Annotated in this window: 12 protein-coding genes; 4 read left to right on the forward strand and 8 right to left on the reverse strand. The window is 70.7% G+C overall.

What is annotated here, in order from left to right; translation table 11 throughout:
• Positions 1-82 precede the first annotated feature (82 nt).
• From FL311_RS32815 to FL311_RS32830, 4 genes are all read left to right on the forward strand, one after another.
• On the forward strand, positions 83-607 hold the full coding sequence (locus tag FL311_RS32815) for a metal-dependent hydrolase (protein ID WP_141331461.1): 525 nt from the start codon (positions 83-85) through the stop codon (positions 605-607).
• A 3-nt stretch (positions 608-610) separates the two neighbouring features.
• Positions 611-1,165 carry an RNA 2',3'-cyclic phosphodiesterase gene (thpR, locus tag FL311_RS32820; protein ID WP_141331463.1) on the forward strand — a complete coding sequence of 185 codons (555 nt, stop codon included), beginning with the start codon at positions 611-613 and terminating at the stop codon, positions 1,163-1,165.
• 414 nt (positions 1,166-1,579) lie between these two features.
• Positions 1,580-2,197 carry a YiiX family permuted papain-like enzyme gene (locus FL311_RS32825; RefSeq protein WP_141331465.1) on the forward strand — a complete coding sequence of 206 codons (618 nt, stop codon included), beginning with the start codon at positions 1,580-1,582 and terminating at the stop codon, positions 2,195-2,197.
• Between the two features lie 81 nt (positions 2,198-2,278).
• On the forward strand, positions 2,279-4,345 hold the full coding sequence (locus FL311_RS32830; protein ID WP_141331467.1) for a MopE-related protein: 2,067 nt from the start codon (positions 2,279-2,281) through the stop codon (positions 4,343-4,345).
• 9 nt (positions 4,346-4,354) lie between these two features.
• On the opposite strand, the gene FL311_RS32835 is transcribed toward FL311_RS32830, so the two are convergent.
• The 8 genes from FL311_RS32835 to FL311_RS32870 form a co-directional block, all read right to left on the reverse strand.
• Positions 4,355-5,122, reverse strand: coding sequence for a methyltransferase domain-containing protein (locus tag FL311_RS32835; RefSeq protein ID WP_141331469.1), 768 nt, complete (start codon positions 5,120-5,122; stop codon positions 4,355-4,357).
• A 272-nt stretch (positions 5,123-5,394) separates the two neighbouring features.
• Positions 5,395-7,614, reverse strand: coding sequence for a sialidase family protein (locus FL311_RS32840; RefSeq protein WP_141331471.1), 2,220 nt, complete (start codon positions 7,612-7,614; stop codon positions 5,395-5,397).
• 163 nt (positions 7,615-7,777) lie between these two features.
• Entirely contained in the window at positions 7,778-8,551 is a 774-nt protein-coding gene (locus FL311_RS32845; RefSeq protein ID WP_141331472.1) for a hypothetical protein, read from the reverse strand.
• 188 nt (positions 8,552-8,739) lie between these two features.
• Positions 8,740-9,495, reverse strand: a complete 756-nt coding sequence (locus tag FL311_RS32850) for an ABC transporter ATP-binding protein (protein WP_141331473.1) — start codon at positions 9,493-9,495, stop codon at positions 8,740-8,742.
• Positions 9,492-10,376: an ABC transporter ATP-binding protein gene (locus FL311_RS32855; RefSeq protein ID WP_255510380.1), complete on the reverse strand. Its 885-nt coding sequence runs from the start codon at positions 10,374-10,376 to the stop codon at positions 9,492-9,494. The genes FL311_RS32850 and FL311_RS32855 overlap by 4 nt, the downstream gene beginning before the upstream one ends.
• A complete protein-coding gene (locus tag FL311_RS32860) occupies positions 10,373-11,437 on the reverse strand; it encodes a branched-chain amino acid ABC transporter permease (protein WP_141331475.1) in 1,065 nt (354 codons plus the stop codon). The genes FL311_RS32855 and FL311_RS32860 overlap by 4 nt, the downstream gene beginning before the upstream one ends.
• Positions 11,437-12,357, reverse strand: a complete 921-nt coding sequence (locus FL311_RS32865) for a branched-chain amino acid ABC transporter permease (RefSeq protein ID WP_046716478.1) — start codon at positions 12,355-12,357, stop codon at positions 11,437-11,439. Before FL311_RS32865 ends, FL311_RS32860 begins: the two co-directional genes overlap by 1 nt.
• Complete coding sequence (locus tag FL311_RS32870; RefSeq protein ID WP_141331476.1) at positions 12,358-13,566, reverse strand: ABC transporter substrate-binding protein; 1,209 nt, start codon at positions 13,564-13,566, stop codon at positions 12,358-12,360.
• Positions 13,567-13,733: the final 167 nt, after the last annotated feature.

Here is a 13,733-nt window from a genome sequence, read left to right on the forward strand (position 1 = left end):
CCCTCCCCGCCCCCCTCCAGGGAGGTCCGAGACACGAGCCTGGGTCCTCGCGGACGGCTATCCTCCCGCGCTGGAGACATCCATGGCGAGCATCGGTCACGTGGCGGTGGGGCTGGCGTTGGGGCGGTACGAAGCGAACGGCAAGGCGACGAGGCGGCTGCTCGCCTCCATGGCGCTGTTCTCCGCGCTGGCGCTGCTGCCCGACGCGGACGTGGTGGCCTTCGTGTTCCGCATCCCCTACTCGGCGCCCTGGGGACACCGCGGTGCGTCGCACTCGTTCGTCTTCGCCGCGGGCATCGCGCTCTTGGTGGCCCTGGTGGCGAGGTGGCGAGGCGCCTCCGCCACGAGGTGGGGAGGGCTGGCGTTCGTCGCGGTGGCGAGCCACGGGCTTTTGGACGCGCTCACCGACGGCGGGCTGGGCGCGGCGCTCCTGTGGCCCTTCTCCAATGCGCGCATGTTCGCGCCGGTGCGTCCGCTGCCCGTGTCCCCCATCGGCGCGGGCATGCTGTCGCCGCGAGGGCTGTACGTCGTCGGCGCGGAGCTGCTCGCGTTCATCCCCCTCTGGGCCTACGCGCTCTGGCCGCGCCGGTCCGCGAGAAGGAGCTGAGTCATGCGACTGTTCACCGCCGTCACGCTGGGCGATGTCATCGAGGCGCACGCCGCCGAGGAGCTGTCGCGACTGCGCGCGCTCGCGCCCACGGCCCGCTTCGTGCGCGCCGAGGGGGTGCACCTCACGCTGGTGTTCCTGGGGGAGGTGGAGCCCTCGCGGCTGCCCGCCATCCGTGAGGCCCTCGCGTCGGTGGGCCCGCGCCACGCGCCCTTCACCTTGTCCGTGGGAGGCGGCGGCACGTTCGGCACGCCGTCACATCCGCGCGTGCTCTGGTCCCACGTGCGCGGAGACGTCGAGGCGCTCGAGGCGCTGCAAGCGGACGCGGCCGCGCAGCTGCTCCCGCTCGGCTTCGAGCCCGAGCATCGCGACTACGCGCCCCACCTGACGCTGGCCCGGGCCAAGGCGCCCAGGGGCGACCCCGCGCTGCTCGCGTGCGCACAGGCGCTGGCGAGTGTCGAGCTGGGCGAGGGGCGCGTGGACCGGCTCGTGTTGTTCGAGAGCCGGGGCCCCGACTACGTCCCCGTGGTGGAGGTGCCGCTCACGCGCGCGGGTTGATGGCGCGTGTCGCGCCCCGCTCCAACGCGGTGCCAGCTCACCCGCTCACGCGCTGACTGATGGCGTGTGTCACAAACGAGCCCACACACCGCGCCAACGCGGTGCCAGCTCACCCGCTCACGCGCTGACTGATGGCGTGTGCCACAAACGAGCCCACACACCGCGCCAACGCGGTGCCAGCTCACCCGCTCACGCGCTGACTGATGGCGCGTGCCCCCAGACGAGCCCACGCACCGCGCCGACGCGGCGCCCACTCGTCCGAGCCCACGCACCGCGCCGACACGGTGCCCGCTCGCCCCAGCAACGGTGAGGGCAGGCTCCCACGGTGTCAGGACAACCTCCCCCGGACGCGCACTGGCACCACCCCTGCAATCCACCCAGCCGAGCGCGGCAAGCGCCGGAAAGGACAGGCACATGCGGTGGATGATGGGGTGCATGCTGTGGCTGTGGGGCCTCAGCGCGGTCGCCGCGCCTCGCGACGCGCTGGAGGCAAAGCTGCGGACGGGGGACCTCGTCCTGCACACCTCGCGCTCGCGGCAGTCGCAGGCCATCCAGGTGGCCACGCACAGCCCGCTGTCCCACGTGGGCCTGGTGGAGGTCACCGAGAAGGGCGCCTTCGTGGTGGAGGCCGTGCAGCCCGTGCAGCGCGTCCCCTTCGCGAAGTGGAAGGCGCGCGGCGTGAAGGACCGCATCCTGGTGCTGCGCGCGGAGGACATCGACGCGAAGACGAAGCAGCGCGTGCTCGCGGCGGCCAAGGCCCATCTGGGCAAGCCGTACGACTGGCGCTTCGGCTGGGGCGACGACGCGATGTACTGCTCGGAGCTGGTGCGCAAGGCGTACGCCCAGGGCGCGGGCGTGGAGTACGGTGAGATGCAGACGCTGGGCTCGCTCGATGTCGAGGGCCTGCGCAAGCAGATGCGTGAGCGCTACGGCGCCAAGGTGCCACTCGAGCTGACACTGATAACGCCGGCGAGCCTGGCCCGGGATACCCGCCTGACTGTGGTTCACTCGGATTTTCCGGAAGTGCCGTAGGGCCTTCGCATATTCCAGGGTGTATTCAGCCCCGTCACGCGAACACGTGAGCCAGGGCCCGGAGCAGGTAGACTCCGGCTCATGAGACGCCTCCTGCTCGTACTCCCCTTCGTCCTCATCGTCGGCTGCAAGAAGGACGTCACCCAGGGCGCGGTGAAGGTCACGGTGAACTACACCCGTTTCCTGCCCGGCTGCCTGCGCGTCCAGGCGCGCGACGTGGAGAGCGGCAAGGAGCTCACCCAGGACGTAACGGAGCTGCGCGGGACGCGGGCCCAGGGCGGCACGATGACGGTGGGCGTGGCGCCTCCGACGGACTGGGGAAAGACGGTGGAGGTGCGCGCCACGGCCTTCGAGCAGGCCTGCGTGGGCGACGGCGTGGTCACCGACTCGCAGCGCGTGACGCTGGTGATGGATGCCATCCAGGACACCACGCTGACGTTGCAGGCGGTGGACGCGGACGAGGATGGCTATGTCGACGTGAGCAGCAACGGCACCGACTGTCGGGACGACCGGGCCGACATCAACCCGGGCGTCGAGGAGCGGTGCAACGAAGTTGACGACAACTGCGACGGCATCGGCGACGCGGAGCACTTCCAGCTCAACACGGCCTGCTCGACGTCCGCGGACTGCCACGGTGTCTACCGCTGTGACCTGACCGACTTCGTCCAGTTCTGCGACACCCCGCCGAGCACCCGCGTGTATCCGGACAAGGATGGAGACGGGCACGGCCGGCTGGGCTCCGAGGCGCGCATCGTCTGCACCGCCGTGCCGGAGGGCTACACGGCGGGCCCGCCGGACGACTGCAACGACGACGCCTACAGCGTCCACCCGGGCAGCCCCGACCGCTGCGACGGCGAGGACACCAACTGCGACGGCGAGAAGGACGAGGGCTTCCCCCAGCTCACCGAGGCGTGCACGGACTCGTTCCAGTGCGCGGGCGCATATGCCTGCGCGGAGGACAAGCAGGGGGTCACCTGCGTGTCCACGGTGACGCCGACGTCGTGGTACCCGGACGAGGACGGGGATGGCTTCGGCGCGGCCACCGGAGAGGTGCGCTCCTGTGTGAAGCCCGCGGGGGCGTACGTCGCCAACGACAGGGACTGCAACGACGGCAGCCCGCGCACGAACCCGGACGCCCCGGAGCTTTGCGACGGGCTGGACAACAACTGCGACGGGCAGACGGAGGACGTGCAGACCGTGTGCCCGGGGGGCGTGGCGCCCACGTGGTCCATCAGGACCATCGCCACTGGGGGCGACAGGCACTGGTACTCGGCCTCCTCGTGGATCCGCGGTGGCGTCTGGGTGGGCGGGCATGACAACCGGCTCGCGAAGCTGCTACCGGGCAGCACGTCGTTCATCACCACCTCGAACAGCTCCTGTGGCGCGAGCAACACGCAGTGGCGCGCCGTCTGGGCCGACCCCGACAACAATGGCCGGGTGTGGCTGGGCTCGCAGCGAGGCCGCAAGGGCTATCAGGACGCCTCCGCGTCCAACTGCGTCGAGGTGCATGACGACGACCGGTGGGTCTTCGGCATGGTCGGGTTGAGGACGGACAACACGCTCGCGCTCTTCGGGGCCACTTCCCCCAACGACAGCGAGACTCCGCCGACGGGACGGGCCTTCGTCTGGGCTGGAACGGGTGCTCCTGCCTACAACGACACCTCGACCAATCCGCTCCCGCGCGTCCTCGACGTGCATGGCGTCTCCCGTTCCCACCTGCTGCTGGTGGGCGGTCAGGACGGCCTGGCGCGCATCCTCCGCTTCAACGCGGGCAACAGTCGCTGGGAGTCGGAGTTCGCGGAGCAAAGCTCCTCCGGAGCGAAAATCCTGAACGGCGTCTGGGTGGTCGACGAACGGGTGGCCTTCGCGGTGGGCAACGAGGGCACCGTCCTGAGGAAGACCCAGGGCACGACGTGGACCCGGATGAGCTTCCCCAGCAACCACGCCTTGACGTCCGTCATCGCCTTCGGCGCGGGCTCCGCCTACGCCACGTGCGCGAACGGCCACATCTACCGTTACGACGGCCAGGCGTGGGCGAATGTCCACTCCGGAGACAGGCGCTACAACGACATCACCGGCACCGGTCCGGATGACCTGTGGGTGGTGGGCAACGATGGACGCATCGTCCGCTGGCCGGCGTGGCCGTAGCCGCTCGAGTCACCCACCCCGCCGCGCCACCACGAAGCGGCGGGTGAACAGGAACGGAGTGCCCCGCGCATGCGCGGGGTACGCCTGACGCAGCCGGGGCCGCAGCTCCTCCACGAAGGCCCGGCCCTCCTCGTCCCCCAGCGCCGCCAGCACGGGGCGCAGCGTCGTGCCCAGCAGCCACTGGAGCACCGCGTCCTCGCCCGGCAGCAGGTGCAGGTACGTGGTCTCCCACGCGTCCACGGACAGGCCCGCGTCGGAGAGCAGGGACTCGTAGCGCTCCAGCGTCTCCACGGGCCTGCGCCGCACGGGCGCGAGCTTCGAGGCGAAGCGCGGCAGGGCGCGCACCTCGTCGACGAGCCGATGTGAGGGCGCCTCGAAGTTGGCGGGGACCTGGAAGGCCAGCACGGCGCTCGGGGCCAGCTTCGCCACCAGGCGCCCCATCAACGTCGCGTGGTCCGGCAGCCAGTGCAGCGCCGCGTTCGACACGAGCACGTCCAGCGGCTGCTCCGGACGCCAGTCCGCCAGGTCACCGACCTGGAAGCGCACGGTGGCCGAGGCCGGACGGCGGCGCGCCTCCTCGACCATCTCCACCGAGGAGTCCACGCCCACCACCCGGGCCTGGGGCCAGCGCTCCGACAGCACGCGCGTGAGGTCCCCCGTCCCGCAGCCCAGGTCCGCCACGTGCGAGGGAGACTCCGCGTCCACGCGCGACAGCAGCTCGAAGAACGGACGCTTCCGCTCATCACGGAAGCGCGTGTACTGCGTCGGGTCCCACATGCCTGTCCTCCCGGTGACGCGCCCACGCCGCGCACCGGAGGATGTAACCCACGACGAAGGCCCGTGCTCGCACACCGACGTGCACCGGAGTGAGCAATCCCCGACAGCAGTCGAGGCTCGCACCGACGCCCCCCCTCGGTGCGTGACACAGACCGTCGACGTGCACCGTGCCGCGCTTCCTCGCGATTCGATACGCCCCAGCAGCCCGCCCGGAGCGCGCCGTGAGGAGCCCCGTGAGGTGGAGCACTCGGGCCCCACCTCACGCCTTCGGCTCAGCGTCGGATGCGCAGCACCTGGAAGCCCGTCCCCGCGCTCCCGAAGCCGCTCACGTTCTCCACCCGCACCACCAGGTCCCCGGAGGGCAACACGCCCCACACGTCGGCGCGCGCCAGGTCCGCGCCACCCAGCCGCTCATACCGCCGCGCCTCGCTCCACGTCGCCCCATCGCCGCTGGTGAACAGCCGCACGAAGACATCCCCCGCCGCGTGCACGTCCCCGGCGCTGGACCACGCCGTGCCCAGCACCCAGCCGCCCCCGGGCGCCGCCGCCAGCGAGTACGCCGGCCCCGGCAGCTCGAACACCGTGCTCACCTGCCCCGTGCGCGACACGCGCAGCAGCTTCGGATGCTCGGGCTCGAAGAGCGTCGACTGTCCGAGCAGCAGCGTGCCGTCCGCCAGCACTCCGCCCGCCACGCCGTTGGCCGCGTAGCCCTGCAGCATCGACGTCCACGTCCGCCCGCCATCCGTCGAGCGCAGCACCGCCGCCTGCGTCTTGTTGCTGCCCATCATCGCCCACAGCGCGCCCGTCGCCGGGTCCGCCACCAGCGCATAGCCATGCCGGTGCGCCGTCAGCGTCGAGCGCACGCTCCAGCTCGCCCCGCTGTCCATGCTCGCCCACAGCCGCACCGGCACCGCGGACGAGGTGAACGTCTGATACTCGAGGAAGAACCAGGTGCTCCCGAGCTGCGCGAAGCTGCGCGGCCCCATCGCCCGGTAGCTGCCCAGGCTCACCTCGTCCCGCCACGTGCGTCCGCCATCCGTCGAGCGCTTCAGGAAGTACGCGCCGCTGTGACTGACCACCGCCAGCAGCGTCCCGTTCGACATCGCCGCCATCGTCCACAGGTTGCCGCTGTCCTGACTCCGCGCGGAGAAGCTCACGCCCCCATCCGTGCTCGCCATCAGCCGCGAGCGCTCGCCCCCCACCGCGAGCCCGTACAGCGTGCCCGCCCCATCCACCGCGAGCAGTTCGTGACTGGAGGAGGAGCGCACCACGTCGAGCGAGAACGGCCCCTCCCCCGGCGGCTCCTCGTCCCGCACCCACGCCACCCGCGACACCGTGCCCCGAGAGCTCGCGTCCGGCGCCTCGCCATACAGGCACGGCACCTCCGCGCTGTCCTGGGGCAGCACGTCCACCGCGTTGGGGTAGCCCTTGAACGTCGCGTCCCCATCCAGCGTCACCGCGCCGCCCAGCGTGCCGTCCGGCGCGAGCACCCTCGCGCGCAGCTCGTAGTGCGCGTTGAGCACGCGCATGCGGTTGTAGAAGATGTAGAGCGAGTCCCCCACGCGGGTGACCGCGGCCTGGATGGCCCAGTCCGACGTGCCCTCCACCAGCGTGCGCGGCCCGAAGGACGTCCCGTCGAAGCGCCGGTAGTACAGCCGCTCCTGCTCGTCCTTGTAGACCAGGTGCATGCCGCCCCGGCCATCCGCCACCGCGCTCAGCGCCGCGCCATGGTAGATGCCGTCGGAGAACGCCTCGCGCACGGGCGCCCAGGTGCCCGTCGGGTCCTCGTCGTCACGCACGCGCATCCGCGTGGGCACGAAGCCGTCATGCATGGCGTAGACGAAGACCAGCCGCGTCCCCACGCTCAGCAGCCGACCTCCGCCGCGCCTTCTCACCTTGTCCAGCGCCTGGTGCCCACCGAAGCTCTGCCCCCCGTCCGTGGACACCGCCACCACCGCCGTGGAGCCGCCGTCGGACTCCAGCCGGAAGGCCTGCACCCACAGCCGCCCCTTCGAGTCCCGCGCGAGCAGCGCCCGCGAGTAGCCCGTGCTCGCGTCCGCGTTCATCACCCGCACCGCGGGCTCCGGCGCCCACGTGTCCGCGCCGGACTGGTAGCGCCACCACTGGAACCAGACGTCGTGCCGGCTCGAGGGCGCCAGCTGCGGCCCCTCGTAGGAGTAGACGAGCGCCACGTCCCGCCCCACCGCGAGCAGCTCCGCCCGGTCCGCGTGCGTGGCATCCGGCTGGATGTCCCCCACCCGCCGCACCGTGCGCAGCGCGTCCTCGGAGCGGTAGAGCACCAGCCCCTTCGACTCCACGTTGCCGTGCTGGATGGCCACCAGCAGGCTCGCGGGACGACCACTGCCTGTCTCGACTCGAACGATGTGGCGCTGCGCCGGGAGCGTGAGGGCATTCCCCCCGCTCACCGGCACCAACGCCGTCCCACCCGCCGCGAGCACCGCGGCGAGCAAGGCCCCTGCAAGCCCTGTCATGAATCCCCTCCCCGGACATCCGAGGAGAGAATGTGGGCGAACACCTACCGAGGGAAGTCACCCCGCAGCGTGCGGGCCCCCATCCGTTGAACAGCAACGGGGCCCGTGTCGCCGGCTGCACGCTCCCCGGTGAAGGGAGCGCGGCCCGGGGCGAGCCCTCCGACTACTTGGCGCGACGACGCTTCGCGGGGGCGGGAGCGCCCGCATCCGGGGCACCGGCGTCCGGAGCCGTGGCCTCGACAGCGCCCGCGTCCGGGTCCGTGCCACCGTCACCCACGCCACCATCCGCGCCCGCCGCGCCCGCGCGCGGAATGGCCGGAGGAGGATTCACCAGCCCCAGCGAGCCCAGGAAGTCATCCGCGCCCGGCGCGCCGATGCTCGGGTTGTAGAGGACCAGCATGGTGTAGAGGCGCGGGCCCACCAGGTAGTTGCGCGCGCGCACCTCGCCGTTGGGCGAGGACACCGTGTAGGACTTGCCGGGGTAGCCATCCAGCGTGAGCTCCTGCTCGTTGCTGACGGTGCCCTTGAGCTGGTTGGTGAGGCCGTCGCGGCCCTCGTTGAGGAACGCCTCGGGAGGACGGCTCGCGACGACCTTCTCCGGGTAGTCCGCGGTGCTGATGGAGTAGATGACGCCCTCGGCGGTCTGCAGCGAGTACGCCGCCGTGGAGACCTCGCCCGCGGGGATGTTCACCTTCTGGCGCTGGACCTGGGGCTGGCCCGGCATCTTCACGGTGAAGCCCTCTTCGGCCGTCACCTCGGTCAGCTGCGGGCCCGCGGCGGCGGCCGGCTGGCCCCCCGACTCACCGCCCTCGTTCGGCAGCTCCTCGATGGTGGAGGTCGCCTGCTGGTTGGGGTCGGTCTTCTGGGCGCTGACGCACGCGAGTGAAATCAGCGACAGGGTGGCAAGGGCGGCAAGGAGGCGAGACAACGAAGGCATGGGCGCGCTTCCTGAAATTTGGTGTGGGAGATGAACGCGGTGCGTCGGACGACGCTAATAGAACTGCTCGACTTCTGACTACCCGAGATTGGGACGGCCGCCAGTTTCCAGGTGTCACGCACACCCCAGAAGCGTCGGCGGCAGGACGGAAGGGGACGCTCCGGAGGCTGAAAATCGGCCTCCGGAAGCTATTCACCCAGGTAGGCGCGGCGCACCTCCGCGCTCTCCAGGAGCGCCTTGCCGGGGCCCGCCATCGCCACCTCGCCCGTCTCCAGCACGTAGCCGTAGTGGGCGCAGTTGAGCGCCAGGTGGGCGTTCTGCTCCACCAGCAGCACGCTGACGCCCGTCTGGTTCACCTCGCGCAGGGTGCGGAAGATGGTCTCCGTCACCTGCGGGGCGAGGCCCAGCGAGGGCTCGTCCAACAAGAGCAGCTGGGGCCGGCTGAGCAGCGCGCGGGCGATGGCCAGCATCTGCTGCTCGCCGCCGGACAGCGTGCCGGCCATCTGGGTGCGCCGCTCCTTGAGCACGGGGAAGAGCGTGAAGCTCTTCTCCATGTCCGCCTTCACCTCCGAGGTGTCGCGGCGCAGGTAGGCGCCCAGCTCCAGGTTCTCCAGCACGGACATGTTGGGGAAGATGCCCCGCCCCTCCGGCGCGTGCGCCATGCCCCGGGGCACCAGCTGGTGCGCCTTGAGGTGGGTGGTGTCCTGGCCGCCGAAGCGAATCTTCCCGGCGCTGGCCTTGAGCATGCCGCTCACCGCGCGCAGGGTGCTCGTCTTGCCCGCGCCGTTGGCGCCGATGAGGGCGACGACTTCACCCTTGCCCACCGTCAGCGACACGCCCTTCAGGGCCTGGATGGCGCCGTAGTGGACCTTGATGCCCTCCACCGTCAGGAGCGGCGCGAAGGCCTGGCGCTCACCCAGCGTCTTCACCTGCGCCTCGCTCACGCCGCGCCTCCGTGACTCTCCAGGTAGCTGTCGCCCAGGTACGCCTCGATGACCTTGCGGTCGCTGCGCACCTCGGCGGGCGCCCCGCGCGCGATGGTCTCGCCGTGGTCCAGCACGGTGATGCGCTCGCAGATGCCCATCACCAGCTTCATGTCGTGCTCGATGACCAGCACGCCCAGCTTGAAGTCGTCGCGCAGCTTGCGGATGAGCACCATCAGGTCCGCCTTCTCGCGCGTGTTCATGCCGGCGGCGGGCTCGTCGAGCAGCAGCACCCGGGGCTGGCTGCCCAGGGCGCGGGCAATCTCCAGCCGGCGCTGCTCACCGTAGGGGAGGTTTCGCGCCTCCTCGTCGCGGCGGTGCGACAGGCCCATGACCTCCAGCAGGTGCTCGGCCTGCTCGGTCAGCCGCCGCTCCTCGCGCTGGAAGCTTGGGGTGAGCAAGAGCGAGCGCCACCAGTCCGCGTAGTTGTGGGCCGCGTTGCGCAGCTTGGAGCCCACGCTGATGTGGGATTGGTGCAGCGCCGTCTGAGCGCGGCAGGCCACCTTCACGTTGTCCAGCGCGGAGAGCGCGCGGAACAGGCGGATGTTCTGGAAGGTGCGCGCCACGCCCAGCAGGTTGATTTGATGCGGCTTGCGCCCGTTGACCTGCGTGCCGCCCACCCGCACCGCACCCTGGGTGGGCTGGTAGACGCCCGTCAGCACGTTGAACGCGGTGGACTTGCCCGCGCCGTTGGGGCCGATGAGGCCCAGCAGGTCCCCCTGCCGGATGGACAGGTGGAAGTCGGTGAGCGCCTTGAGGCCGCCGAACTGGATGCTCACGCCGTCCGCCACCAGCACGGGCTCGGGGGACGTGGAGGAGAGGGCCGTCACGTTCGCGCTCACGCCAGCCCCCGGCGCTTGCGGGGCAGCCACCGTGGCAGCACGTCCCAGAGTTCCTTCGTGCCGAACAGGCCCTGGGGCCGGGCGAGCATCAAGACGACGAGCAACAGGCCGTAGATGGGCATGCGAATCTGGTCCACCCGCTGCGCCAGGCTGCCCTCGGTGCCCAGCGCGCCGAACAGGGAGCGCATGCCTTCGGGCAAGAGCGTCAGGAAGATGGCCGCGACGAAGGCGCCCGTGGTGGAGCCCAGGCCGCCCAGCACCACCATGACGACGATTTCCATCGAGCGCACGAAGGTGAAGGAGCCGGGGTTGATGATGGGCACGAAGTGGGCGAACAGGCCGCCGGCGATGCCCGCGAAGAACGACGAGAAGACGAACGCGCGCACCTTGTAGCCGGTGGTGTCCACGCCCATGGCCTCGGCGGCCACCTCGTCCTCGCGGATGGCCCACAGGCTGCGGCCGTGGCTGGAGCCGGCGATGCGGCGCGCGGCCAGCACCACCAGGAACACCCAGAAGAACACCATGCCGGGGCTCGAGTACTGGGGGATGCCCGACAGGCCCAGCGCGCGGCCGAACGCGTCCGTGTTCTGCACCACGACGCGGATGATTTCGCCGAAGCCCAGCGTGACGATGGCCAGGTAGTCACCGCGCAGCCGCAGGGACGGCAGGCCCACCAGGAAGCCGCACGCCGCCGCCGCGACGCCGCCGGCCAGCAGCGCCACGGTGAAGAGCACCTGGTCGCTGGCCGCCACGGGGAGGAAGGACAGCGCCACCTCCTTGAGCTGCAGCGAGCAGTACCCGGCGATGTACGCGCCCACGGCCATGAAGCCCGCGTGGCCGATGGAGAACTGCCCCGTCATCCCGTTCACGATGTTGAGGCTCACCGCGAGGATGATGTTCACGCCGACGACGGACAGCAGGTACGTGGCGAAGTCGGAGCCGCTCAGCGCCCACTGGAACAGCACCAGCGTGGGGATGGCGACGAGCAACGGCAGCACGCCACGCAGCGAGGGCGGCACGAGCGTGCGGGCCTCGGGGATGGGGAGCGCGGGGGTCTCCATCAGACCTTCTCCGCGGCGACCCGGCCGAACAGGCCACCGGGCTTCACGAGCAGCACCAGGATGAGGAAGCCGAAGGCCACCGCGTCGCGCCAGGTGCTGGCCGCGTAGCCCACGACGAACTCCTCCACCAGCCCCAGCACCAGCGCGCCCACCACCGCGCCCGGCACGTGGCCGATGCCGCCGATGACCGCCGCGACGAAGGCCTTGAGGCCCACGTACAGGCCCATCAGCGGGCTCACCGACGTGTCCTTGATGGCGTAGAGCAGGCCCGCGCCCGCGGCCAGGCCGCTGCTGAGCATGAACGTCAGCGCGATGACCCGGTCGGTGGGGATGCCCATCAGCGCCGCCACCCGGTGGTCCCAGGACACCGCGCGCATGGCCCGGCCGAAGCGCGTGCCGAACACCAGGTACTGCAGGCCCACCATCAGGCCCACGGCGATGAGGAAGCTGATGACCTGCCAGTTCCACACCACGACGTCGCGGTCCCCGATGATGAGCCACTCGGTGGGCTCGATGATTTCGGGGAACGCGCGGGGGCTGGCGCCCGGCAGGAAGCCGATGTCCAGCTGGAAGCCGTAGGACAGGGCAAACGAGATGCCGATGGCGGTGATGAGCGCCGTCAGCCGGGGCTTCTCGCGCAGGGGCCGGTAGGCGAAGCGCTCGATGAGGAAGCCCATGAGCGCGCAGCCCAGCATGGCCACCGCGAAGACAGCGGCGATGCCCAGGAACGAGCCGCGCGCCTCGCGTCCGATGGCGAACGCGGTGGCGTAGCCCATGTAGACGCCGACCATCATGACGTCGCCGTGGGCGAAGTTGATGAGCTTGAGGACGCCGTACACCATCGTGTAGCCGAGCGCGACGAGCGCGTAGATGGTGCCGGCGGCCAGGCCGTTGATGAGGTGCTGGAGGAGCTGCGCCATTTAGGGATTGATGGTCGTCACGTACTGCGTCTTGCCGTCCCCGACCTTGAGGACGACGGCGGACTTCACGGCGTTGCGCTTCTCATCCAGGGTGACGGTGCCCGCCACGCCCGGGAAGTCCTTGGTCTGGGCAATCGCGTCGCGCACGGACGGGCCGCTCAGGTCCTTGGCGCGCTTGAGCGCTTCAATCGCCACGCGGGCCGCGTCGTAGCCCAGCGCCGCGAGCGCGTCCGGGACGCCGCCGTAGGCCGCCTTGTAGTCCGCGATGAACTTCTGCACGCGGGGGTCCGGGTTGTCCGGCGAGTAGTGGTTGGAGAAGTAGCTGCCGGTGATGGCGCTGCCGCCCAGCTCGAAGAGCTTCTCGGAGTCCCAGCCGTCGCCGCCCATCAGGGGCACCTTGAGGCCCACCTCGCGCGCCTGGCGGGCGATGACGCCCACCTCGCTGTAGTAGCCCGGCACGTAGATGCCGTCCGGCTGCGTCTTCTTGATGGCGGTCAGCTGCGCGCGGTAGTCGGTGTCGCCCTGGCTGTAGCTCTCCGTGGTGGCGATCTTCCCGCCCATCTCCGTGAACTTGCGGGTGAAGACGCCCGACAGGTCGATGGAGTAGGCGCTCTTGTTGTCCTGCAGCACCGCCACCTTGCCGAGCTTCAGGTCGTCGCGGGCGAACTTCGCCATCACGAAGCCCTGGAACGGGTCGATGAAGCACACGCGGAAGATGTAGTCGCCCTTCTCTGTCACCGTGGTGTTGGTGGACGAAGGGGTAATCATGGGCACGCCCGCCGCCTGCGCCTTCTCCGCCATGGCCAGCGAGTTGGACGAGGCCACGTCGCCCAGGATGAGCACCACCTTGTCCTGCGTAATCAGGCGGGTGGCGGCCTGCGCGGCCTCCTCCGGCTTGCTCTGGTTGTCGTAGACGCGGATCGCCAGCTTCTTGCCGTTCACGCCGCCGGCGGCGTTGGCCTCCTTGAGCGCCAGCTCGATGCCGTTGCGCGTGGAGATGCCGAACGTCGCCTGGCCGCCGGTGAGCGCGCCCACCTGGCCCAGCAGGATGGTGTCCGCGCCCGCGGGCGTGCCGCCGCCGGGGCTTGGGGCCTGTCCCTGCGCGGCCTGCGTGCCGGCCTCACCGGAAGGGGTGGGCTGCGTCTTCTTCTCGCAGGCGGCCGCCAAGACGGCGAGCGCGGCGAGCAGCATCGGGGCAAGGCGTCGCATGCGGAGCAATCCTCCTCAACAGGGGGTGCTGCGAGTCAAAGCCCCGGTTTTCTAGGGGAGCCCTCTCCATGGGTCAAGCGCGCTGCCAGACAGGCCCTCCCCCCACGTACCCTCCGTGCGGCGCGTCACGCGGGTCCCCGTCGAGGGCGGGGCGCTCGACTCCCAGG

Origin of the sequence: Myxococcus sp. AB025B (assembly GCF_006518215.1) — a bacterium.
GTDB classification, from domain to species: Bacteria; Myxococcota; Myxococcia; order Myxococcales; family Myxococcaceae; genus Myxococcus; species Myxococcus fulvus.